At 66.1% G+C, this 21,100-nt stretch carries 23 protein-coding genes; 6 read left to right on the forward strand and 17 right to left on the reverse strand.

Annotated features, from left to right (window positions below; all coding sequences use genetic code 11):
• Position 1 precedes the first annotated feature (1 nt).
• Genes ACGVWT_RS05015 through ACGVWT_RS05025 form a run of 3 tightly spaced genes read right to left on the reverse strand, consistent with a single transcriptional unit; the run spans position 2 to position 1,609 of the window.
• A complete protein-coding gene (locus ACGVWT_RS05015; RefSeq protein ID WP_116461789.1) occupies positions 2 to 1,063 on the reverse strand; it encodes a ribonucleotide-diphosphate reductase subunit beta in 1,062 nt (353 codons plus the stop codon).
• 4 nt (positions 1,064 to 1,067) lie between these two features.
• Positions 1,068 to 1,412, reverse strand: a complete 345-nt coding sequence (locus ACGVWT_RS05020) for a hypothetical protein (RefSeq protein WP_315461454.1) — start codon at positions 1,410 to 1,412, stop codon at positions 1,068 to 1,070.
• Positions 1,409 to 1,609 carry a hypothetical protein gene (locus ACGVWT_RS05025; protein ID WP_315461453.1) on the reverse strand — a complete coding sequence of 67 codons (201 nt, stop codon included), beginning with the start codon at positions 1,607 to 1,609 and terminating at the stop codon, positions 1,409 to 1,411. The genes ACGVWT_RS05020 and ACGVWT_RS05025 overlap by 4 nt, the downstream gene beginning before the upstream one ends.
• Before the next feature lie 74 nt (positions 1,610 to 1,683).
• Between ACGVWT_RS05025 and ACGVWT_RS05030 the strand changes: the two genes are divergently transcribed.
• Complete coding sequence (locus tag ACGVWT_RS05030) at positions 1,684 to 1,932, forward strand: DUF2171 domain-containing protein (RefSeq protein WP_165800879.1); 249 nt, start codon at positions 1,684 to 1,686, stop codon at positions 1,930 to 1,932.
• 77 nt (positions 1,933 to 2,009) lie between these two features.
• On the opposite strand, the gene ACGVWT_RS05035 is transcribed toward ACGVWT_RS05030, so the two are convergent.
• Positions 2,010 to 2,411, reverse strand: coding sequence for an endonuclease domain-containing protein (locus ACGVWT_RS05035; protein ID WP_394425500.1), 402 nt, complete (start codon positions 2,409 to 2,411; stop codon positions 2,010 to 2,012).
• A 157-nt stretch (positions 2,412 to 2,568) separates the two neighbouring features.
• The gene (locus ACGVWT_RS05040; protein ID WP_315461451.1) at positions 2,569 to 4,482 is read right to left on the reverse strand and encodes a ribonucleoside-diphosphate reductase subunit alpha; all 1,914 of its coding nucleotides are present in this window, start codon (positions 4,480 to 4,482) and stop codon (positions 2,569 to 2,571) included.
• 341 nt (positions 4,483 to 4,823) lie between these two features.
• Between ACGVWT_RS05040 and ACGVWT_RS05045 the strand changes: the two genes are divergently transcribed.
• Positions 4,824 to 5,807: a protein-L-isoaspartate(D-aspartate) O-methyltransferase gene (locus ACGVWT_RS05045; RefSeq protein ID WP_394425412.1), complete on the forward strand. Its 984-nt coding sequence runs from the start codon at positions 4,824 to 4,826 to the stop codon at positions 5,805 to 5,807.
• 90 nt (positions 5,808 to 5,897) lie between these two features.
• On the opposite strand, the gene ACGVWT_RS05050 is transcribed toward ACGVWT_RS05045, so the two are convergent.
• The 5 genes from ACGVWT_RS05050 to ACGVWT_RS05070 all read right to left on the reverse strand — a co-directional run bounded on the left by ACGVWT_RS05050 (position 5,898) and on the right by ACGVWT_RS05070 (position 11,190).
• Positions 5,898 to 6,686, reverse strand: a complete 789-nt coding sequence (locus tag ACGVWT_RS05050; RefSeq protein WP_315461449.1) for a class I SAM-dependent methyltransferase — start codon at positions 6,684 to 6,686, stop codon at positions 5,898 to 5,900.
• Between the two features lie 64 nt (positions 6,687 to 6,750).
• Positions 6,751 to 7,278 carry an AAA family ATPase gene (locus ACGVWT_RS05055; RefSeq protein WP_315461448.1) on the reverse strand — a complete coding sequence of 176 codons (528 nt, stop codon included), beginning with the start codon at positions 7,276 to 7,278 and terminating at the stop codon, positions 6,751 to 6,753.
• 78 nt (positions 7,279 to 7,356) lie between these two features.
• On the reverse strand, positions 7,357 to 7,677 hold the full coding sequence (locus ACGVWT_RS05060; protein WP_315461447.1) for a hypothetical protein: 321 nt from the start codon (positions 7,675 to 7,677) through the stop codon (positions 7,357 to 7,359).
• Between the two features lie 13 nt (positions 7,678 to 7,690).
• On the reverse strand, positions 7,691 to 8,428 hold the full coding sequence (locus ACGVWT_RS05065; protein ID WP_315461446.1) for a 2OG-Fe(II) oxygenase: 738 nt from the start codon (positions 8,426 to 8,428) through the stop codon (positions 7,691 to 7,693).
• A gap of 191 nt (positions 8,429 to 8,619) precedes the next feature.
• Positions 8,620 to 11,190 (reverse strand): putative bifunctional diguanylate cyclase/phosphodiesterase, encoded by a 2,571-nt coding sequence (locus tag ACGVWT_RS05070; protein ID WP_394425415.1) that lies wholly within the window; start codon positions 11,188 to 11,190, stop codon positions 8,620 to 8,622.
• A gap of 184 nt (positions 11,191 to 11,374) precedes the next feature.
• Between ACGVWT_RS05070 and ACGVWT_RS05075 the strand changes: the two genes are divergently transcribed.
• A complete protein-coding gene (locus ACGVWT_RS05075) occupies positions 11,375 to 12,907 on the forward strand; it encodes a fumarate hydratase (RefSeq protein ID WP_286165102.1) in 1,533 nt (510 codons plus the stop codon).
• 130 nt (positions 12,908 to 13,037) lie between these two features.
• Here the strand turns inward: ACGVWT_RS05075 and ACGVWT_RS05080 are convergent, their stop codons facing one another.
• The 4 genes from ACGVWT_RS05080 to ACGVWT_RS05095 are packed head-to-tail and all read right to left on the reverse strand — an operon-like array spanning position 13,038 to position 14,792.
• Entirely contained in the window at positions 13,038 to 13,556 is a 519-nt protein-coding gene (locus ACGVWT_RS05080; RefSeq protein WP_315461444.1) for a hypothetical protein, read from the reverse strand.
• A complete protein-coding gene (locus tag ACGVWT_RS05085; RefSeq protein WP_315461443.1) occupies positions 13,553 to 14,059 on the reverse strand; it encodes a hypothetical protein in 507 nt (168 codons plus the stop codon). Before ACGVWT_RS05085 ends, ACGVWT_RS05080 begins: the two co-directional genes overlap by 4 nt.
• A complete protein-coding gene (locus ACGVWT_RS05090; protein ID WP_315461442.1) occupies positions 14,056 to 14,556 on the reverse strand; it encodes a hypothetical protein in 501 nt (166 codons plus the stop codon). Before ACGVWT_RS05090 ends, ACGVWT_RS05085 begins: the two co-directional genes overlap by 4 nt.
• Positions 14,556 to 14,792, reverse strand: a complete 237-nt coding sequence (locus tag ACGVWT_RS05095) for a helix-turn-helix transcriptional regulator (protein WP_017979531.1) — start codon at positions 14,790 to 14,792, stop codon at positions 14,556 to 14,558. Before ACGVWT_RS05095 ends, ACGVWT_RS05090 begins: the two co-directional genes overlap by 1 nt.
• A 142-nt stretch (positions 14,793 to 14,934) precedes the next feature.
• Here ACGVWT_RS05095 and ACGVWT_RS05100 point away from each other — a divergent pair, with 142 nt between their 5' ends.
• On the forward strand, positions 14,935 to 15,363 hold the full coding sequence (locus ACGVWT_RS05100; protein ID WP_315461441.1) for a hemerythrin domain-containing protein: 429 nt from the start codon (positions 14,935 to 14,937) through the stop codon (positions 15,361 to 15,363).
• Complete coding sequence (locus ACGVWT_RS05105) at positions 15,360 to 15,851, forward strand: GNAT family N-acetyltransferase (protein WP_315461440.1); 492 nt, start codon at positions 15,360 to 15,362, stop codon at positions 15,849 to 15,851. Before ACGVWT_RS05100 ends, ACGVWT_RS05105 begins: the two co-directional genes overlap by 4 nt.
• Before the next feature lie 366 nt (positions 15,852 to 16,217).
• Here ACGVWT_RS05105 and ACGVWT_RS05110 read toward each other — a convergent pair whose 3' ends face one another.
• Positions 16,218 to 16,760 carry a hypothetical protein gene (locus ACGVWT_RS05110; protein ID WP_315461439.1) on the reverse strand — a complete coding sequence of 181 codons (543 nt, stop codon included), beginning with the start codon at positions 16,758 to 16,760 and terminating at the stop codon, positions 16,218 to 16,220.
• Positions 16,761 to 16,863: 103 nt separating this feature from the next.
• Here ACGVWT_RS05110 and ACGVWT_RS05115 point away from each other — a divergent pair, with 103 nt between their 5' ends.
• Complete coding sequence (locus tag ACGVWT_RS05115; RefSeq protein ID WP_017979527.1) at positions 16,864 to 17,241, forward strand: PRC-barrel domain-containing protein; 378 nt, start codon at positions 16,864 to 16,866, stop codon at positions 17,239 to 17,241.
• Positions 17,242 to 17,256: 15 nt separating this feature from the next.
• Here ACGVWT_RS05115 and ACGVWT_RS05120 read toward each other — a convergent pair whose 3' ends face one another.
• Entirely contained in the window at positions 17,257 to 18,687 is a 1,431-nt protein-coding gene (locus tag ACGVWT_RS05120) for a PQQ-dependent sugar dehydrogenase (RefSeq protein ID WP_315461438.1), read from the reverse strand.
• Between the two features lie 153 nt (positions 18,688 to 18,840).
• Positions 18,841 to 21,036: an excinuclease ABC subunit UvrB gene (gene uvrB, locus ACGVWT_RS05125; RefSeq protein ID WP_315461437.1), complete on the reverse strand. Its 2,196-nt coding sequence runs from the start codon at positions 21,034 to 21,036 to the stop codon at positions 18,841 to 18,843.
• Positions 21,037 to 21,100: the final 64 nt, after the last annotated feature.

Below are 21,100 nucleotides of genomic sequence, written 5' to 3' on the forward strand. Positions count from 1 at the left end.
TTTACTCCGCCGCCACCCCAGCGCGCGAAAACATGTCGCCGCCATCCAGCAGGCCCAGGTCCTCGTTCGCCGGCTTGACCGCCTTGGCCTTCTGGCGCTTGTCGAAGCTGTCCCAGACGTCGTTCCACTGGCCCTTGGTCGCGGCCTTCGAATATTCGGTCGCGCGGGTTTCGAAGAAGTTGGCGTGCTCGACGCCGTTGAGCAGCGGGGCGAGCCAGGGAAGGGGGTGTTCGTCGATCATGTAGATCGGCTTCAGCCCGAGCTGGCCCAGGCGCCAGTCCGCGATGTAGCGGATGTACTTCTTGATCTCCTTGGGCGTCATGCCGTTGACCGGGCCCATTTCGAACGCGAGGTCGATGAAATTGTCCTCGAGCCGGATCGTGGTCTGGCAGACGTCGGCGATATCGTCCTTCACCGCCTTGGTCAGGCACTGGCGTTCGGCGACGAAGGTGTGGAACATCTTGATGATGCCCTCGCAGTGCAGGGACTCGTCGCGCACCGACCAGCTGACGATCTGGCCCATGCCCTTCATCTTGTTGAAGCGCGGGAAGTTCATCAGCATCGCGAAGCTGGCGAACAGCTGCACGCCTTCGGTGAAGCCGCCGAACATGGCGAGCGTGCGGGCGATGTCCTCGTCGCTGTCGACGCCGAAGTTCTGCATGTAATCATGCTTTTCCTTCATCTCGGCATATTCGAGGAAGGCGCCATATTCGCTCTCGGGCATGCCGATCGTGTCGAGCAGGTGGCTGTAGGCGGCGATGTGGACCGTCTCCATGTTGCTGAACGCGGTCAGCATCATCTTGATCTCGGTCGGCTTGAACACGCGGCCGTATTTCTCGTGGTAGCAATCCTGCACCTCGACGTCCGCCTGGGTGAAGAAGCGGAAGATCTGGGTGAGCAGGTTGCGCTCGTGATCGGTCAGCTTCTGCGCCCAGTCGCGGCAATCCTCGCCCAGCGGCACCTCTTCGGGGAGCCAGTGGAGCTGCTGCTGACGCTTCCAGAATTCGAACGCCCAGGGGTATTCGAACGGCTTGTACTGCTTGGAGGCTTGGAGGAGGGACATGGGGTTACTCCGAGGAAGAGGATGAAGGCGTGCCGTTCGAACGACGGCGCTTTTGTAGAAAACTGTATATGTAGCCGGTGATGATCGCGGTCTGCGGCAACCATAGAACCACGAAAAGAACATAGCTGAGAGTGCCACCGTGGCTCAGCAGGGCGGAGCTATCCCACAAGCCTTGGAGCCAGCATCCCCGAGCCAGATGGCACGGATAGCCATAGGCATCTGGCCACCCGAGCCTGTCGCTAAGCCACACGGTGAGGGCAATCCAGCTGACGATGCCCCCGACTATCATCAGGCAGCCAGTCGTGCCGAGTATTTGGCGATTGCCGTTGTGCACTGCAAGAAAGCTCACGGCTGCGCGCTCCACTGCCACATCGCATAGGCGGAGAAGCCGAGGACGATGCCGCCGGCGACCATCATGATGCCGGCCATGCGATAGACGTAAACGCGCGCCGGCCCCTGCGGGCTGCGGAGCTGGAGCAGCAGCCACAGGCCGGCGAGGCCGAGCACCGCGGCGACGGCGAACATGATGAAGCTTTCGCGCGGCATCAGTGCTGCGCCTCTGATGCATCCATTTGGAACACGGGTCGTTTCACCGCCGAACCCAAGCCAGGAGACGCATCATGCACGATCACAGCAACATCAAGGAACACATGAAGGTCGTCGGCGCGGACGGCGTCCACGTCGGCACCGTCGACCATGTCGAGGGCGAGCGCATCAAGCTCACCAAGAACGACAGCCCCAGCACCGAAGACGGGCAGGGCGCCAAGCACCATTACCTGCCGGCCGGCCTGGTCGCCGAGATCGAAGGCGACACGGTGCGCCTGTCGGCCACCGCGCAGAACGCCCAGGACATGTTCGAAGAGGCGTGAGCCATGATGCCCTCTCCCCTTGTGGGAGAGGGAGGGGCCCGCAGCCGTAGGCTGTGGGAGGGTGAGGGGGCTGTCCATTACGGGCAGCCCTTTTGCTTAGCCGCGACTACACGGGCGATTGTCGACACGACGCCGTCGATGGCTTCCATCACATCGGCATTGGCGAAGCGGATCACGTCATAGCCTTCGTTCTGGAGGAAAATGGTTCGGGCGGCGTCGCGTTCGACTTTGGCGGCGTGGTCGTCGCCGTCGACTTCGATGATCAGTCGGTGACCATGCGAGCAGAAATCAGCGTGATAGGGACCGAGGGGAACCTGTCGGCGGAATTTCGCCTCGGGCAGCGCCTCGCGTAAAGCATGCCAGAGACGGCGTTCGGGTTCGCCCATCGCCGTGCGCAAGCTGCGCGATCGGTTGACCGCGTGTGCGGGCAGCTGCTGGCGCTTGGTCAGGCCTTCCGCATTCCCCCTCACCCTTCCCACGGCCTGCGGCCGCGGGCCCCTTCCCTCTCCCACAAGGGGAGAGGGAGGTTCACCTGTTCCCTCTCCCCTTGTGGGAGGGAGCGCCGCAGGCGCAGAAGGGTGAGGGGGGTGTGGCATGCCGTGACCTTCCCGTCAGGCGATCAGCGGACTCCCGCCCTCACTGACACGCCAGGCACTCGTCATAGTCCGTCGTCTCGCCGATCTCGAACTTCGGCGCGGCGATGGTGTTGTCCGCTTCCACGCCGCCCGATCCGGCGAAGCCCGCGCGCTGCACGCTCTTCGAGCGCAGGTAATAGAGCGACTTGATGCCGAGCTCCCAGGCGCGGAAGTGGAGCATCAGGAGGTCCCACTTCTCGACGTCGGCCGGGATGAACAGGTTCAGTGACTGCGCCTGGTCGATATAGGGCGTGCGGTCGCCGGCAAGTTCGAGCAGCCAGCGCTGGTCGATTTCGAAGCTGGTCTTGTAGCAGTCCTTCTCTTCCACCGACAGGAAGTCGAGGTGCTGGACCGAGCCGCCGTGTTCGAGGATCGAGTTCCACACCGCGTCGCTGTTCTTGGATTTCTCCTTCAGCAGCTTTTCCAGATACGGGTTCTTGACCGAGAAGCTGCCCGACAGCGTCTTGTGCGTGTAGATGTTCGCCGGGATCGGCTCGATGCACGCGCTGGTGCCGCCGCAGATGATGCTGATCGACGCGGTCGGCGCGATCGCCATCTTGCAGCTGAACCGCTCCATCACGCCGACGTCGGCGGCATCGGGGCAGGGCCCACGCTCGGCGGCGAGCGTCATCGACGCCTGGTTCACCTGAGCGCTGATGTGCTTGAAGATGCGCAGGTTCCAGCTCTTCGCCATCGCGCCTTCGAACGGCAGTCCGCGCGCCTGAAGGAAGGAGTGGAAGCCCATGACGCCAAGGCCGACCGAACGTTCGCGCGCGGCGCTATAGGCAGCGCGTTCCATGCCCGGTTCGTGGCGGTCGATGTAATCCTGCAGCACGTTGTCGAGGAAGCGCATGACGTCTTCGATGAAGACCTTGTCGTCCTTCCACTCGTCCCACGTTTCGAGGTTGAGCGACGACAGGCAGCACACCGCGGTGCGATCGTTGCCGAGATGGTCGCGGCCGGTCGGCAGCGTGATTTCCGAGCACAGGTTCGACGTCGAGACCTTGAGGCCCAGGTCGCGGTGGTGCTTGGGCATCGCCTTGTTCACGTGATCGGCGAAGACGATGTAGGGCTCACCGGTCTGCAGGCGGGTTTCGACGAGCTTCTGGAACAGCGAGCGCGCGTCGAGCGTCGCGCGGACGGTGCCGTCCTTGGGGCTGAGCAGGTTCCATTCGCGGCCGTCGCGCACCGCTTCCATGAAGGCGTCGGTTAGCAGCACGCCATGGTGCAGGTTCAGCGCCTTGCGGTTGAAGTCGCCGCTCGGTTTGCGGATTTCGAGGAATTCTTCGATCTCCGGATGGCTGACGTCGAGATAGCAGGCGGCCGAACCGCGGCGCAGCGACCCTTGCGAAATCGCGAGCGTCAGGCTGTCCATCACGCGGACGAAGGGGATGATGCCGCTCGTCTTGCCGTTGAGGCCGACGGGTTCGCCGATGCCGCGCACGCTGCCCCAATAGGTGCCGATGCCGCCGCCGCGCGATGCGAGCCAGACGTTCTCGTTCCAGGTGTCGACGATGCCGTTCAGGCTGTCGGGCACCGAATTGAGGTAGCAGCTGATCGGCAGGCCGCGCCCCGTGCCGCCGTTCGACAGCACCGGCGTCGCGGGCATGAACCACAAGCGGCTGATATAGTCATACAGGCGCTGCGCGTGCGCGGCATCGTCGGCATAGGCCGAGGCGACGCGGACGAAGAGGTCCTGATAGCTTTCGCCCGGCAGCAGGTAGCGATCGTTCAGCGTTTCCTTGCCGAAATCGGTCAGCAGCGCGTCGCGGCTGTGATCGACCTCGACGGGATAGGGGCGGGCGTGGATCGCCTTGCTGCCGCCATTCGCCTCTGCGGCGGCGGGTGCCTCGGCGGCGACGGTGGCGTCGATCGTATCGGTCATGGCCTCACCCTGCGTGTCCCTGAAATCCATCGATTACCGTCCCTTGTTCCATACATGTTCGACTCGGGGCGACATGCGCAGCATATCACCCGGGCGCCCCGATGGTGAGAACAAAAAGGGGTCGCGGTTCACGGCCGCGTTGTGCCCCATGGCGGATCCCGCGAGGGATGCCGTCATCGATCTCTACCAGCGATTGGGTTCACCCCCGAACGCAACCCCCACAAATTGTGGCAAAGCGTCGCCGCGGGCAAGAGGCTTAATGAAGCGGCAGCCGTGCGGTTCCGGTGCGAACGGGGCGCGGCGGGCCGGCCGAGGGGCCGCGACGCGTGGACTTCCGCGGCTTCCGTAAAGTGCAAGCGGCGAGTGGCGGCATGAAAATTTTTTTAGTGGCCGACGAGGCCATTCCGGACGCGATTCAACCCGTGTCGTCCCGCCCGCCGAACATGAACGAAAGTTTCGTTGCGGCGGCTCAGGATACCGTCGATGCCGCGGCGATGCGTCGTCGTTCGTCCCTCCTCCTTGTCCTGTCTGTCGTGACGCTCGCCAGCTGTGCGCAGCGGCCGGTGGCGGGGGTCGATATGCTGAGCCTGCTGGCCAAGGCGCATGCGCACCAGACCCCGGCGCAGCAGCGTGCGGCGATGGTCGCCGACATTCGTGCCGACATTCGCAGCAACCATCCGGCGGCGGACACGCCGGCCTTGGCGCGCGCGCTGGCGGCGATCGGGACGATCCCGCGCGAGGACTTCGTCGAGGCCCAGGGGCGGGCCGCGGCCTATGTCGACCTGCCGCAGGCGATCGGCCACGGCCAGACGATTTCCGATGGCTATGTCGTCGCGGTGATGACCGCGGCGCTGGATCTGCCCGCGGACCGCAGCGCCCATGTGCTCGATATCGGCACGGGATCGGGCTATCAGGCGGCGGTGCTCGCAGCCGTCGCGGCGCGCGTCGCCTCGGTCGAGATCGTCGCGCCGCTTGCCCGCACGGCGGCCGCGCGCCTGCGCCGCATGGGCTATGCGACCGTCACCGTCCGGGCCGGCGATGGCTTCCTGGGCTGGCCGGAGCAGGCGCCCTTCGACGGGATCGTCGTCGCCGCCAGCGCCACCGCGGTGCCGCAACCGCTGATCGACCAGCTGAAGGTCGGCGGCCGCATCGTGATGCCGATCGGCGCGTCCGACAGGAGCACGCAATTGCTGCGCATGACCAAGCGCGCCGACGGTACGCTCGACCGTTGCCGGCTGGGCCCGGCGCTGTTCGTGCCCTTCACCGGCGGCCGCGTCCCCCCGTTCGCGCCCCGCGCGCTGACCGACCGGACGATCCCGCTGTGTTTCCGCGCGCCGATCGTGGGGGTGGTTTGAGGGGCGCGAGCGGGCGAGGCGTCTTCGACCTAAGGGCTGGGGCGGCATTCCCGCCGACGATGCAAATTTGGGCAACCCAACACGGCAGCGTCATCTGCGCCCGATGAGCAATTCGGATGCCTTTGTGATGGTGAAGACCCCATTCTCGCGTTCGAAGGCGTCCTGAACGGCAGCCGCCAGCTGCTCTATGATGCCCGGCTTATCGGCAATCGGCAGGCTAGTCAGATAGCCTAACAAATCGACGGGATCGGTGACGCGCAGCTCGTCGTCGTACCGGATGACATCGACGCTGGCGAACGCGTCGTGCATGAGCGCGAGGCCTTGCTCCGACGAAAGCGGTTCTGGTCGTGGATCAGCCTGGCCTCCGAATGGCGCCCGCGCCAACGCCGACAGCTCTGCCATCGTACCTGCTGGATTGAGCACCACGGCCACGGCACCGCCTTCGCGCGTTACCCTTGCCATCTCCTTCAGCCCGGCCGTCGGGTCGGCGAGGTGATAGAGCATGTGGATCGCGATCGTCGTGTCCACGCTGGCATCGGCCAGCGGCAGGGCAACGGCGTCAGCCACGGACACCTCGACATCGTGCCACCGCTGCACGGCGGCAATGGCGGCGCGGGCAGCGTCCACCATGCCTTGCGAGATATCAGACAGACGCAGCTTCAGGTCGGATGGCACCCCTTGCGGCGCGTTCGTCCAGAACGATCCCGCACCACACCCGACGTCGGCGATGACACCGCCCGCGGGCAGCGGAATGTTGGCGGACAGCCACTCGAACCAGTCGCCCCGCCCATAGCGGGTATGCAAGATCGACCGCGCTTTCAGCCGATCGGGGAAGCGATATTGAACATCGCGAAGATAGCTTTGCTCACTGCTTGCCATGACGCCCTCGGTGATGAACTGCGCACCGGTTTATGGCGCTCTTGGCTGTATGAGAATACGGACCTTACCGCCTCAAGCCGTTCGCGCGGTAGAAGGTGGTCAGCGCCGTGGTCGACGCGATCTGTATCTTGGGCAGGGTGATGCCGTCGAACATGTCGCGGTAGCGGGTCCGGTTGGCCCTGGTGGCGATGGCGATGTGCCGGATCATGTCCCATTTCACGCTATCGCGACCGCCTTCCAGCCCGCCGCGACGGTCGCGCTCGAACCAGCAGCGTCGGATGTACCGATACAGGCTGGTCGTCGTCGGGACGTCGAGCAGGATGACGCCGGTGGCTCGGTGCATGCGTTGCGGCAGCAGTCGAGAGTAATTGCCGTCCATCACCCAGCGGTCGCCAGCGATCGCGGCATCATGCAGCGCCGCGAATTCGGCTGGCGGTCGTGGCACCCAGTCGGTGTGCGGGAGATGGTGGAGTTGGTCGAGGTGGACCACCTCCAAACCCTTGGCGTTCCCGATGGCCTCCGCGAGCGTGGACTTGCCGCTGTTCGATGGTCCCATGATGCAGATGCGTGTGCCCAGCTCGTTCAGCGTCATGGCGCGCGATACCTCCTCGCGGGACGCAATATGTCCGCGGGAGCGGCTTCACAACGGATGGTGGCGTGGGATCGAGACTTAGCGCCCCATGCCGTTAATGCTGCCAGGCATGGCATCATGTGCCCGCACGGCGGCGCCGATGCGCTGGTCGATACAGGTGAGCAGGGCGGTGCTGGTCCGCGGCCTCTGCGCGACGCAGGTGCGGGCGGCGGGGCAGGCCAGTGCGTCGATGAGGGCGTCGCCGCTGGAGACGGTGATGCGGCAAACCTTCAGCACGCCACCGTCGAGGTCGAGCGACAGGCGGAGGCGCGAGAGGTGGCGGCCGGTGACTTCTATGTCCGGCTGCGATGGCGCGGCGGGCGGGGTGGCGAGCTGGGCGAGGAGGAGGGCGAGCAGCACCGGTGCGCCCGTGTCAGCGGCGGCCCTTCAGCGCGCGCATTGCGCGGACCGAGCTGTCGACGGCGGGTGTCGCGACCGGCGCCGGGGCGGGCAGCGGGCTGTTCCAGGGGCGCTCGCGGAACCACTTGGTGATGATGTACTTGGTGCCGGCGATGACCGGCTTGCCCTGATGGACGGTATAGGGGTTGGGCTTGCCTTCGGCGTCGATGTTGTTCCAGCACAGCATGGTGCCCATTTCAGGCACGAAGTCGTGGTCGAGATGGTGGAAATAGGTTTCGCCGCCCGCCTCGGGCTCGTTGAGGTAGATCATCGCGGTCCAGGTGCGCTGGCCGCAGCGCCGCAGGTGCGAAGTCTCTTCGGGGTCGGTCGATTTAAAGTAATCGGCGTGGCTGCGGAATTCCTGGCCCACGGCATAGCGCTGGCCCTGCACGCTTTCGCCAAACTGCGGACCGACGCCGAGGAACAGCGAGATGCGCAGGTCGAGCAGCTGGATGAGCGGTTCGTCGACGTCGAACGCGCAGGTTTCGCTGGTGCGCATCTGCGACACGCCATCGGCGACGCGCGACCGCTGGCGGTTGGCATCGATCATCGTACACATCAGCGCGCATTCGTCGGCGTTGAGGAAGCCGCGCGCCATGACGAGATCGATGTAGGGATTGTGCAGTTCGACCCCGCCCGCGAAGCGCATGGCGTGGATGGCGGCTTCGTCGAGACCGAGCGTGGTGATGTCGATCGGCGCGTGCATGCTCATCGAGGGCGGTTCCTGCCACCCGGTCGGCGGAATGCCGGCGGGTGCGGACCGGGTTAGCGGGTGATGGTAAACGCGGGTTTAACGCCGGGGTGGCGTGAGGGTGGCGGCGTTTGGCGCGGCTGGGGCGCGTGCTTCCGGGAGATCCCGGCCTTCGCCAGGATGACGGTCGGGCCGGCCGGGGTGACGCCGGGTCAGCCGTGGCGCAGGCGGCTCATGGGGGCGTTGAGCCGGTCGAGGTCGATGCGTTCGTTGAACGCGATACCGGCGCGGCCGTCGTGCGCCCAGGCGATGCGCGCGGCGACCATCTGGTCCTCCGCCACCTCGAGCATCACGTCGACGCCCACCGCCTCGCCATCGATGTTGATGCCGTCGATCAGCGCGCCGCTGCTCGACATGTTGCGGATGCGCACGTCGCCCTGCTTGCGGCCGATCTCGATCCGGGCGGAGCGCAGCATGCGCGTGCGGGGCGCGCGGCTGATCCGGTGGCCGACGGGGTGGGCGGGCGCGGCTTCGCCGAGCTGCGCCATGACGTCTGCGGCGGGCACGCCGCGGCCATAGACATAGCCCTGGATGTGGCTGCAGCCGAGGTGGCGGACCAGGTCGATCTCGTCCTGGATCTCGACGCCCTCCGCAGTGGTCTCCATGCCCAGCGTTTCGGCGAGCGACACGATCGCGCGTATGATCGCGGCGTTGCGGTTGCCGGGGGCGGCGGCGCCGCGCACGAAGCTCTGGTCGATCTTGATCTTGTCGAAGGGCGCGGTGCGCAGATAGCCGAGACTGGAATAGCCGGTGCCGAAATCGTCCAGCGCCAGGCGGACGCCGATCGCCTTCAGCGCCTTGAACATCGCATCGGTCGATCCCGAGCCGGCGAGGAAGACGCCTTCGGTGATCTCCAGTTCCAGGCGGCGCGCGGGCAGGCCGCTATGCGCGAGCGCGGAGGTGACGATCGCGGGGAAGGCGGGATTGGCGAACTGGATCGGCGAGACGTTGACCGCGACGCGGACGTCCCCGGGCCACCGCGCGGCATCGGCGCAGGCGGTACGCAACACCCATTCGCCCAGCGGCTCGATCAATCCGCATTCCTCGGCAACCGGGATGAAATCGGCCGGCGAGATCGGCCCGCGCACCGGATGGTGCCAGCGGATCAACGCTTCATAGCCGACGATCTTCGCATCCCTCGTCGACACGACCGGCTGATAGTGGAGGACGAAGCCGCCCTCGGTCAGCGCCAGGCGCATGTCGTCCTCGAGCGCCTTGCGGCTCTTCGCGCCGGCCAGCATGTCGTCGGAATAGAAACGGTGGACGCCGCGCCCGTCCGCCTTGGCGGCATAGAGCGCGAGGTCGGCGTTGCGGATCAGCGCCTCGGCATCCTTACCGTCCTGCGGCGCGATCGCGATGCCGATCGAACAGCCGATCGTCACCGACGTGGCGGCGACGAAATAGGGCTGCGACAGGCCGGCGATCAGCTCGCGCGAAAGAAGCGCAAGCGCGTCGCGGCGGTCGTTGCCGGGCAGCAGGACCTGGAATTCGTCACCGCCGAGGCGCCCGACGAGCCCGGCGTCGCCGACGATCCGTTGCAGGCGCTGCGCGACCTGTTTCAGCAGCTCGTCGCCCGCCTGATGACCCAGCGTATCGTTCACCGCCTTGAACCGGTCGAGGTCCATCAGGAACAGCGCGGCGGGGCTGTGCGTGATCGCCTGCTGTTGCAGCGTCTTGTCGAGGCTATGGCGCATGCGCTGGCGGTTGGCGAGGCCGGTCAGGCTGTCGAACAGGGCAAGGCGCGTGATCTCGGCATCCGAACGACGCTTTTCGGTGAGGTCGCTGCCCGAGCCGATGAAGCCGCCGAAGCGGCCGAGATCGTCGATCATCGGCCGGCCGGACATTGACCACCAGCGTTCGGCGACTTCCGGCGCGTCGCCGGCGCCGCAGATCATGTAATCGGCAAAGGCGGTGCGCGACGACAGATGGAAGGCGAGCGTGCGCTCGGTACCGATCGCGGCGCCGTCCATGCGGAAGACGTCGGTGAGGAACTGGCCGATCGGATGCGGCTGGCCGTTCTGGACCAGATCGTCGGCGACCTTGCGCGACAGATAGGTCAGCCGGCCCTGCCGGTCGCTTTCCCAGAACCAGCCGGTGCCGTGATCTTCGAATTCGGCGATCATCTTGAGCGCGAGGCGGCCGTTGCCGCTGTCGATCATGTGATCATAGGCGGTGCGCGCATCGAGCCGGGCGAGGCGGACGATCACGAAGCCGAAGGCGGTGACGAAGGGCAGCGCGACGAGGGTGGCGAGGACATGCCCCGCCGCGGCCGGCATCAACGAAAAGCCGACCGCGAGCGACAGCGTGGCGATGCGGATCGGCTGAAGCGCGAGCGCGACCAGCGCGATGCTCGCCGCGATGCTGACCCAGCAGACGATGGCGAACGACCCGTGCGGCAGATCGGCGGCGAGTACCGCCATCGCACCTCCGACCGCGAGCGCGGCGACCGCGGTGATGCGCACGCGCTGAAACACCGGCCAGCGATCACTATGCTGCCCGATCGAGGTGAACCACAGGACGCTCGCGCTCGCGATCAGCAGCAGCAGGGCGATGACGAAGGGGAGGGAGAGGCCCGTCGCATGGGTCCCCACGCCGAGCAGCACGCCCATCGCGGCGAGCGATACACAGGCCAGCGGCCACAGCGTCGCGACCATGCCGAGACGCTGCCCGAGCGACACGACGACATAGTCCGGGCTGTCGTAGCGCACGCCCAGAATCGTCATCGCCGACGCGTCCGGTCCCCGCATATCAAGAGGTTGAGGTCGGGTCATGCGATTCATGGCACCGGAATACCCCCGCGATCCTTGATAAATCCCTGCAAAGGGGACCGAAACGGCCAGATCGCAGCGATGCTTGGCGGGGGCGCAGCCGGGGGGTAAAGGCTGCTTCCCGAAGGAGCTTTCGCCTGTGACCAGCCTGCCCGTGACCATCCGCGCCGCCGACCTGATCGACAGCGTCGCCGACGCCCTGCAATTCATCAGTTACTATCACCCGATGGATTACATCCGCGCCCTGGGCGACGCCTATGAGGCCGAACAGAGCCCGGCCGCCAAGGACGCGATCGCGCAGATCCTGACCAACAGCCGCATGTGCGCGGAGGGGCATCGTCCGATCTGCCAGGACACCGGCATCGTCAACGTCTTCGTGAAATGGGGCATGGACTGTCGCCTGGACGACAACAGCCGCTCGATGCAGGAGGTGGTCGACGAGGGCGTGCGCCGGGCGTACCTGCACCCCGAAAATAAGCTACGCGCGTCGGTCCTCGCCGATCCGGCGTTCACGCGCCGCAACACGCGCGACAACACGCCGTGCGTGCTGCATGTCGAGATGGTGCCGGGCGCGACCGTCTCGGTCGATGTTGCGGCCAAGGGCGGCGGCAGCGAAAACAAGTCGAAGTTCAAGATGATGAACCCCAGCGATTCGATCGTCGACTGGGTGATCGAGATGCTGCCGCAGATGGGCGCGGGCTGGTGCCCGCCGGGGATGCTGGGCATCGGCATCGGCGGCACCGCGGAGCATTGCGTGCTGCTCGCCAAGCAGGCGCTGATGGAGCCGATCGACATGGGACCGCTGAAGGCGCGCGGGCCGAAGACCGATATCGAGGCGTTGCGCATCGAGATCTTCGACAAGGTCAACGCGCTGGGCATCGGCGCGCAGGGGCTGGGCGGCCTTTCGACGATCCTCGACGTCAAGATCAAGGACGCGCCCTGCCATGCGGCGGGCAAGCCGGTCGCGATGATCCCCAATTGCGCTGCGACCCGCCATGCGCATTTCACGCTGAACGGCAGCGGCCCGGCCTATCTGGAAGCGCCGAAGCTCAGCGAGTGGCCCGACGTCAACTGGACGCCCGATAAGGCCGCGATCCGCGTCGACCTCGACACGTTGACGCCCGACGTGGTGCAGTCGTGGAAGCAGGGCGACCGGCTGCTGCTGAACGGCAAGATGCTGACCGGCCGCGACGCCGCGCACAAGCGCATCGCCGACATGCTGGCGCAGGGCGAAGAGCTGCCGGTCGAGTTCAAGGGCCGCGTGATCTATTACGTCGGTCCGGTCGATCCGGTCGGCGAGGAAGTGGTCGGCCCCGCCGGCCCCACCACCGCGACGCGCATGGACAAGTTCACGCGCATGATGCTCGACCAAGGGCTGCTGGCGATGGTCGGCAAGGCCGAGCGCGGCCCCGCCGCCACCGACGCGATCCGCGAGGCGAAGAGCGCCTATCTGATGGCGGTCGGCGGCGCGGCCTATCTGGTGGCGCGCGCGATCAAGGGCAGCAAGGTCGTCGGGTTCGAGGACCTGGGGATGGAAGCGATCTACGAATTCGAGGTCAGCGACTTCCCCGTCACCGTCGCGGTGGATAGCGAGGGCAATAACGTCCACACGCTGGCGCCGTTGGTGTGGCGCGAGAAGATCGCGAAGGAAGGGCTGTTGCAGCCGGCGTGATGCCGGTCTCCATGTCCGTCATCCCAGCGCAGGCTGGGATCTCCCGGTGAGAGCGCGCGACAAGAGCCGGGAGAGGCCCCAGCCTGCGCTGGGGCGACGCGGGGGGCTTCGGGCCGAGGGGTAAGGCGTTTCACCCTGCCTGATCGTCGTCCTGCTGCCAGCGGACCGCCCAGCTCGCCTGGGCGGCGGGGGTGGCGTTGATGATGGTCAAGAGCAGGAACAGCGTCTGCGCCGCGCCCTGCATCAGCGCCGCCTTCGGCCAGTCGAAGGCGATGCCCGCCATCAGCACGAACAGCGCGAGAATCGTGGTGATCGCGAAGACGGCGAAGGTCCACAGATAGGCGCGGGCACGGACCGCGCGGTCCCATTCGTCGGTCTTTTCAGTGCCGCCATAGGGTTTGAGCGGGCCGACGATCTTGACGAACGTGCCGAGCGCGAAGCCCAGCATCTCGATGCCATAGCCTGCAAGCGCGAGCGGCGTTTGCATGCCGCGGGTGAGCGACAGCGCGATGCCGGCGAAGGCCAGGGCGAGCGCGATCGTGGCGGGCCAGCGCAACGGGCGGCGGCGGGGCGGGTGCTGCGACAGCGCCGGAATGCCGGTCCAGCCGACGAGCGCGTCGAGGCGCTGGAGATTTGTCTTGTCGGTCACAGCGGCTCGTCCTCCGGGTCGGGCATCGGCACCATGAATTCGGCGAAGAGAATGGGGAGCGTCAGCATGGTCATCACCGTGGCGTAACCGATGGCGCCCCACTGGCTGCTCGTGACCGGCATCGGCCAGCCCAGGCGGCTGGCGACCATCAGCCAGAGGAACAGCGCGCTGACGGCAAGGATATCGATCAGATAGGCGCGGCGCATCGCATCGGACAGCGCAGCCCGTTCGAACTCGTCATAGGTCGCGAAGCCGCGGGGGCTGAGCCAAGCCTCCCGCGTGAACGGCGATCCGATCGAACTGACGAACAGCAATATGCTGAACGGCATGACGTTGGGCACGATGCCGCCATGGTCGCCCGTGCCCAGCATGGCGAAGACGGGGATCGCCAGCACCGAGGCGAGGCCCGCGGCCAGTCCCCAGCGCACCGCATAGCGGCGCGGGCGACGCTGCATCTCGTTCGCGGACCATTTGCGGATGTCGTAGCCGTCGCGGTAGCTCATGCGGCGTCCTCGGGATCGGGGAAGGGGATGGCCCATTCGGCGAACAGGGCGGGCAGGTTGGTGGCGGAGGCGGCAAGCGCGAGGCCCCACACGGCCCAATCGCCCCAGCGGTGCGGCATCGGCCAGCCGTACGCGGTCGCGGTGGCGCACCAGCCGAGCGCGCCGGCACCAAGCGCCGTGACGACCCAATAGGCATGCTGCGTTGCGCGCATCAGGGCGCCGCGTTCGAATTCGTCGTACTCACCCCACTTATTCTTTGCGAAAGGGGAACGACCGGCGCCCACGTTCATCGCGGTCGTAATCACGAACCAGCCTAAGGGCACGCCGTGATCGTCTGGCAACCACATTTGCCCGACGGCAAGCGCAACGCTGACGATGACGGCAACGAGCAGCCACCAGCGCAACTTGCGGCTGCGATAGGGACGTCCACCCCCGAACTCCGGCGGCATCTCGCCGGGTGCATAGCGCCCGGTCCAGCGGCGGCTGTCATAGCCCATCAGGCGTCTCCGGCCCGGCGCAGCGCGTCGGTGAGCGAGGGGAAGGGAGCGAGCGAGAAGATCAGATCGACGGGCACATCGAAATAGGCGGCGATCTTCAGGCCCAGTTCCAGGCTGGGGTTGTAATCGCCGCGTTCGAGATAGCCGATCGTCTGCGGATTGACGCCGACCGCCTCCGCCAGCTCGCGCCTCGACACGTTGCGGTCGTTCCGGAACAGGGCGATGCGGTTGTGCATGCGTCCATTTTGCATGATCTGTTGTGTTTACACAACGATTCGTTTTGGCTTCGCGAGGAGACGTGGCAGCCTCCCGTATTTACCCGCCAGAAACCGAGATGGCTTAGTATTTGATTCGACGCCAATTCTGTGGGGGATGGCCATGTTGAGCAGGAGGACGTTGTCCGCCGAACATGACGAGCTGCGCGAACTGGCCGCAGCGCTGCTGGCTTGCGTGGCGGCGGCGCATTTCGATCCGTCGCGTTTGGGAAAGGCGCGGTGGCTGCTGACCCGCAAGCTGCTGGCGCACCTCGCGAAGGAGGATGCGTTGCTCTATCCTCGGCTGCGCGCGGGCCGCGACCCGCGGGCGGCGGAGGTCGCGACGCGCTTTGCGGCGGAGATGGGATCGCTCGCGGATCGCTACCGCGCCTATATCGCGGCGTGGCCCGCGGAGCGGATCGCGGACGACTGGATTGCCTTCGGTGCCGCCACGCGGCAGATCCTGCAGCAGCTGCTGCGTCGGATCGAGGGGGAAGAGACAATGCTCTACACGCTGATCGAGGAGACCCCGTCGCGCCGGACCGCAGCGTGACGGCGCAGACGATCCGCGCGGCGCGGGCCGACGACGTGGCGGGCGTCGTCGCGATGCTCGCGCCCGTGATCGCGCTGGGCGAAGCCTATGCCCTACCGCGCGACATGACCCCGGCGGCCATCACGGACCATTGGTTTGCGGCGGCGCATCACGTGTTCGTGGCCGAGCGCGATGGCGTGCTGCTGGGCAGTTATTACATACAGGCCAATCAGGCGGGCGGCGGCGCGCATGTCGCCAACGCGGGCTATGTCACGGCCGAGGCGGCGCGCGGGCAGGGCGTCGCGCGGGCAATGGCGGAGCATTCTTTCGATGCGGCGCGGGCTGCGGGCTTTCGCGCGATGCAATTCAATTTCGTGCTCGCCAGCAACACGGTCGCGGCGAACCTGTGGCAGGCGCTGGGCTTTGCGATCGTCGGACGGGTGCCTGCGGCGTTCGACCATCCGCGGCTGGGCCCGGTCGATGCGCTGGTGATGCACCGCTTCCTGTAACCCAAAAATGAGAAGAGGGTGCCGGGCGCCTCCCGGCGACCCGACACCCCCCAAACATGGTCAGCGGCCAGAGAGCTCCAGCCCGGGAGACCATGAGGCCTCTTCAACCCATGACGACATCGTTGATTGGGGGAGGATACCCCCCGGTGCCGCCGTATCGGGTCTTAGAAGCCAGTCCCCCGAACGAACTGAACCGACCCCACTGCTGAACCATGAGACATCGGATCACCTCCTTTCGCTTGTGATAGCCATGTGCCGGGGACCCCCGCCACACCGGCAATGTGCGCATCACCGCAGCCACTTGCAAGACTTGTAATGCAACGCGTTTTGCACGAGCATCGCGCCCCTTGGCCCTCAGCGTTTGAGCTAGCGCCGGCAATCCTCGGTAACGCGCTCGATCTCGGCCCAGGCGGGCAGGACCAACGTGCCGCTGCCGGGCTGCTCCACCACGAACCGTCCGCGGCTGAAGCCCATCGCGTCGAGCAGGCTGTCGTTGGGCGCGAGCGTGGTCGCGACATAGAGCGGCGTGCCGCCGGTCGGGCGCATCGCCAGCGCGCGCGTGGTGCTGGTGGTGCGGACCGTCAGCGGCGCGAGCACGCTGCCGGCGCGCGACAGGAAGATCTGGCGGCTCGACAGGTCGCAACGCAGCGTCACCAACGCATCGCTACCCGCCACCCCGAACAGCGCCAGGCTGCCACGCGCATCGCGGCGATAGGTCCAGGTGCCCGGCGTCAACGGCCAGTCGCGCCAGTCGCTGCCGCGCGCCGTGGCGACCGGGGCAGGCTGCGGGCGAACGGGCACGGGCGTCGGCGTGGCCGGCGGCGCGATCGGCTGGGGCACGCAGGCGCCGAGCGGGGCGAGCAGGGCGAGGGCAAGACCGGGGGCAGGATTGAAGGCGAAACGGCGCATGGGCGGGGCTTATGGGGGAAGCGGCAGGCGCGCTCAAGGCGCGTGAACATGGAACCGGCGCGGCCACAAGGCGGTTCACCCGGCACGAAACAGGAGCTTTTCGATGTCCACCGACACGCAGACCGCCACCACCCAGCTGCTCGCGCAGGCCAATATCGCCCATTCGCTGAAGGTCGAAAGCCGCGACGGGGATCAGGTGGGCGCGGTCTATGCGTTGATGGTCCACAAGGGATCGGGCCGCACGACGCACGCCGTGCTGAGCCTGGGCGGGTTCCTGGGGATGGGCAAGAGCTTCTACCCGGTCCCCTTCGGCCTGCTGCAGTTCGATCCGGTGCGCGACCTGTACGTCATCACCATCGACCGCCGCATCCTGGAAGGCGGCCCGAGCTGGGCCAACAATGCCCCCGTGTTCGACCAGGCCTATGCCGATCGCGTCGCGAGCTACTACGGCGTCGGCAGCGAGAATCTCGCCGCGGGATGAGTGGGATGCGGGCGCTCAGCCCGCATCCACCCGGAAAATGTCGCCACCGGCAGCGACGATGTAAAGGGTGCCGCTGGCATCGGCGCTGATCGCCGTGGGTTCGCTCAGCGTCCCCACATCCGGCGCGAAATCGGCCCGCCGCCGTTCGATGGTGCTGGCGGTGATGAGCGTGCCGCCCAGCTTCGCCGCACTCGTCGCGAAAATGGCGCCGCTGCGATCGGCAAAGACATATTGGCCCGACAGGCTGGCAATGGCGCCGCGATAGACGATCCCCCCGACGATGCCGGTGCCCATGCCGGGGCCGGTCCCGAAGCGATATTCCAGTGCGGGATCGACCAGGCCGGCCGGCGCGCCACTGCGCACGGTGACCGTACCTTCCTTATAGGGCCAGCCGAAATTGCTGCCGGCGCTAGGGTCGATCAGATCGACCTCATGCCGGCTGTCGCCGCCGCGATCGGCGAGCAGCAAGCGGCCATCCAGCAGCGTGGTGCCCCGCGGATAGCGGAGGCCGCTGGCGATGCGGCGGACGAGGAAATATTGCGGACTGGTCCCGGCAAAGGGATCGGGGTTGCGCTCGACGGCATACAGTTTGCCGAACACCGACGTCCCGGACTGGCTGCCCAAGGCGGGATCGGTGGCACCGATGGCATCGCTGGTGGCGATATAGAGCTTGCCGTCCGCAGCGAGCTGGGCGGTGCCCGTGGCGCTCGCGCCAGCGGGCATGGCCGCAACCAACACCGTTTCGGACGTCAGTGCCGGTGAACCGAAGATGCCGGACCGCTGGCCGATCGCCGCGATCAACGCCCCGTTGCTCGCGGTGTACAGCACGACGAACTGCCCCGACTTCGCATAGTCCGCCATAGGCGCGATCGCGGCGAGGCCGCCTTCGCCGGCGGTCGAGACGTTGACCGTCAGAAAGAGCGTCTTGGTGCCGCTGGTGGGATCGAACAGGAAGATGCGCCCGCCGCGTTCGGGCACGAAGACGCGCGTGTCGCCGGGAATGGAGACAAAACCGACCGGGCGATCGAAGCCGCTGCCGATGCGGCGGACGACGACACCTTCGCGGTCGTTGGTCACCGTCACGCGTAGATCGAGCGTCGTCGTGGCCTGACCGTCGCTGGCGGTGATCTGGACGAGGTAGACATTGTCCTCGTCGCTGTCGGTCGGCAAATCGTAATTCGGTGCGGTCGCGAAGCGCAGGCGATCGCCGTCCAAGACGAAGCGTGCGGCATCGCTGCCGCCGCTGATCGAATAGGTGATCGCATTGTTGTCGGGATCGGTGGCTGCCGCCTGATAGAAAGACCCGGCAAAATTCTCGGTGACGCTGGCGGTCGTCACCGAAGTGAACGCCGGCGGACGATTGGCGATCGGTGTAGTCCCGCCGCCGCCATTTCCATCGCCGCATGCCGCCAGCCCAAGGGCGGCGCCGACCGTTGATAGTCGCATAAGAAATTTCAAAGACTTCTTGCCGGCATCACCGGCCGCATCACGATCCGTCACGCAAACACTCCCCCCTAAGTCTTTCGACCTTAGGGGGAAGTGCGCTGCCGTCCTAGAAAAATTCGGAAAGAAACTCGGCCGAAGGCCGCGGCCGCAAAATTACCGCCCTCGACGACCTCCCATGCGCATTTTCTGTTCCTTGCCGTACCGCGTTTTGCGCGTTCCGGGTTTGCCTTCGTTCGAGCGGCCCAGGATCGGGGCCTTTTGCTCGTGCACGGGCAGGCCCAGCTCTTCGTTTTCGAGCTGGCGGATCTCGTCGCGCAGGCGGCCGGCGGTTTCGAATTCGAGGTCGGCGGCAGCCTTGCGCATCTGCCGTTCGAGGTCTTCGATATAGGCGCGCAGATTGTGGCCGACCATGTGCGGGCGGTCTTCGTCGATGGGGACGGTGACCTGATCGCCCTGGCTGACGTGCGCGATGATGTCGCCGATGTTGCGGCGGATCGTCGTCGGCGTGATGCCGTGTTCGGCGTTATACGCCTCCTGCTTTTCGCGACGGCGCTGCGTCTCGTTCATCGCCCGCTCCATCGAACCGGTGATGCGGTCGGCGTACAGGATCACGCGGCCGTCGACGTTGCGCGCGGCGCGGCCGATGGTCTGGATCAGCGAGGTTTCGGAGCGGAGGAAGCCTTCCTTGTCGGCATCGAGGATCGCGACGAGGCCGCATTCGGGGATGTCGAGCCCTTCGCGCAGCAGGTTGATGCCGATGAGCACGTCATAGACGCCCAAGCGCAGATCGCGGATCAGCTCGATACGTTCCAGCGTCTCGACGTCCGAGTGCATGTAGCGAACCTTGATCCCTGCTTCATGCATATATTCGGTCAGGTCTTCGGACATGCGCTTGGTGAGCGTCGTCACCAGCGTGCGATAGCCTTTGGCGGTGGTCGCCTTGCACTCCTGGATCAGGTCCTGCACCTGTTCCTCGACCGGGCGGATTTCCACGGGCGGGTCGATCAAGCCGGTGGGGCGGATGACCTGCTCGGCGAAGACGCCGCCGGTCTGCTCCATCTCCCAGTTGCCGGGCGTTGCCGAGACGCTGACCGTCTGCGGGCGCATCGCGTCCCATTCGTTGAAGCGCAACGGCCGGTTGTCGATACAGCTCGGCAGGCGGAAGCCATATTCGGCGAGCGTGATCTTCCGACGATGGTCGCCGCGCGCCATCGCGCCGATCTGCGGCACGGTCTGGTGGCTTTCGTCGACGAACAGGACGGCGTTTTCGGGGAGATATTCGAACAGGGTGGGGGGCGGTTCGCCGGGCAGGCGACCGGTAAGGAAGCGGCTGTAATTCTCGATGCCGGCGCAGCTGCCGGTCGCGGCGATCATTTCGAGGTCGAAGTTGGTGCGCTGTTCCAGGCGCTGCGCTTCGAGCAGTTTCCCTTCTGCGATCAGTTCCTTCAGTCGTTCGGACAGCTCGTGCTTGATCGCCTCGCCCGCCTGCTTGAGCGTCGGCCCGGGGGTGACATAGTGGCTGTTGGCGTAGACGCGCACGCTGTTGAGCGACGCGACCTTCTTGCCGGTCAGCGGATCGAATTCGGTGATCTCTTCGATGTCATCGCCAAAGAAGCTGATCCGCCACGCACTGTCTTCATAGTGCGACGGGAAGATTTCGAGCGTGTCGCCCTTCACGCGGAAATTACCGCGCTGAAAGGCGGCGTCGTTGCGCTTGTACTGCAACGCCACGAGCTTGCGCACGATCTCGCGCTGGTCGACGGTCGTGCCCTTTTTCAGGTCAAAGATCATCGCCGAATAGGTTTCGACCGAGCCGATACCGTAGAGGCACGAGACCGAGGCGACGATGATCACGTCGTCGCGTTCGAGCAGCGAGCGTGTCGCCGAATGGCGCATGCGGTCGATCGATTCGTTGGTCGACGACTCTTTCTCGATATAGGTGTCCGACCGCGGCACGTACGCCTCGGGCTGATAGTAATCGTAATAGCTGACGAAATATTCGACGGCGTTTTCAGGGAAGAAACTCTTGAACTCGCCGTAGAGCTGCGCCGCCAGGATCTTGTTGGGGGCGAGGATCAGCGCGGGGCGCTGCAATTCCTCGATCACCTTGGCCATGGTGAAGGTTTTGCCCGAGCCGGTGACGCCGAGCAGCACCTGGTCCTTTTCGCCGGCGCGCGCGGTCGCGGTCAGCTCGGCGATCGCGGTCGGCTGATCGCCCGACGGCTGGTATTCGCTGACCAGCTTGAACGGGCGACCGCCCTCCACCTTGTCGGGGCGCGCCGGGCGGTGGGGGATGAAGCTCTGGCCGGTTTCCGGCTCGTCGAGGGTGGTGCGAATCTGGATGACCATATCGGGAACGGATATGGGGTGGGGGGCAAGGCTCGGCAATGTCCGGATGGGGTCCCGACAAGCT

Origin of the sequence: Sphingomonas sp. S6, from assembly GCF_043498045.1 — a bacterium.
In the GTDB taxonomy this organism is placed as follows: domain Bacteria; phylum Pseudomonadota; class Alphaproteobacteria; order Sphingomonadales; family Sphingomonadaceae; genus Sphingomonas.

Coding starts and splice junctions, on each gene's coding strand:
- ACGVWT_RS05065 (WP_315461446.1), bottom strand. CDS start 8,428: ATGAGCATGCACGCGCCGATCGACATCACCACGCTCGGTCTCGACGAA.
- ACGVWT_RS05050 (WP_315461449.1), bottom strand. CDS start 6,686: ATGGCAAGCAGTGAGCAAAGCTATCTTCGCGATGTTCAATATCGCTTC.
- ACGVWT_RS05055 (WP_315461448.1), bottom strand. CDS start 7,278: ATGACGCTGAACGAGCTGGGCACACGCATCTGCATCATGGGACCATCG.
- ACGVWT_RS05120 (WP_315461438.1), bottom strand. CDS start 18,687: ATGCGACTATCAACGGTCGGCGCCGCCCTTGGGCTGGCGGCATGCGGC.
- ACGVWT_RS05070 (WP_394425415.1), bottom strand. CDS start 11,190: ATGACGATTCTGGGCGTGCGCTACGACAGCCCGGACTATGTCGTCGTG.
- ACGVWT_RS05095 (WP_017979531.1), bottom strand. CDS start 14,792: ATGCACAACCGCATCGCCCTGTTCCGGAACGACCGCAACGTGTCGAGG.
- ACGVWT_RS05110 (WP_315461439.1), bottom strand. CDS start 16,760: ATGCGCCGTTTCGCCTTCAATCCTGCCCCCGGTCTTGCCCTCGCCCTG.
- uvrB (WP_315461437.1), bottom strand. CDS start 21,036: ATGGTCATCCAGATTCGCACCACCCTCGACGAGCCGGAAACCGGCCAG.
- ACGVWT_RS05045 (WP_394425412.1), top strand. CDS start 4,824: ATGAAAATTTTTTTAGTGGCCGACGAGGCCATTCCGGACGCGATTCAA.
- ACGVWT_RS05025 (WP_315461453.1), bottom strand. CDS start 1,609: ATGCCGCGCGAAAGCTTCATCATGTTCGCCGTCGCCGCGGTGCTCGGC.
- ACGVWT_RS05115 (WP_017979527.1), top strand. CDS start 16,864: ATGTCCACCGACACGCAGACCGCCACCACCCAGCTGCTCGCGCAGGCC.
- ACGVWT_RS05100 (WP_315461441.1), top strand. CDS start 14,935: ATGTTGAGCAGGAGGACGTTGTCCGCCGAACATGACGAGCTGCGCGAA.
- ACGVWT_RS05040 (WP_315461451.1), bottom strand. CDS start 4,482: ATGGATTTCAGGGACACGCAGGGTGAGGCCATGACCGATACGATCGAC.
- ACGVWT_RS05090 (WP_315461442.1), bottom strand. CDS start 14,556: ATGGGCTATGACAGCCGCCGCTGGACCGGGCGCTATGCACCCGGCGAG.
- ACGVWT_RS05030 (WP_165800879.1), top strand. CDS start 1,684: ATGCACGATCACAGCAACATCAAGGAACACATGAAGGTCGTCGGCGCG.
- ACGVWT_RS05015 (WP_116461789.1), bottom strand. CDS start 1,063: ATGTCCCTCCTCCAAGCCTCCAAGCAGTACAAGCCGTTCGAATACCCC.
- ACGVWT_RS05085 (WP_315461443.1), bottom strand. CDS start 14,059: ATGAGCTACCGCGACGGCTACGACATCCGCAAATGGTCCGCGAACGAG.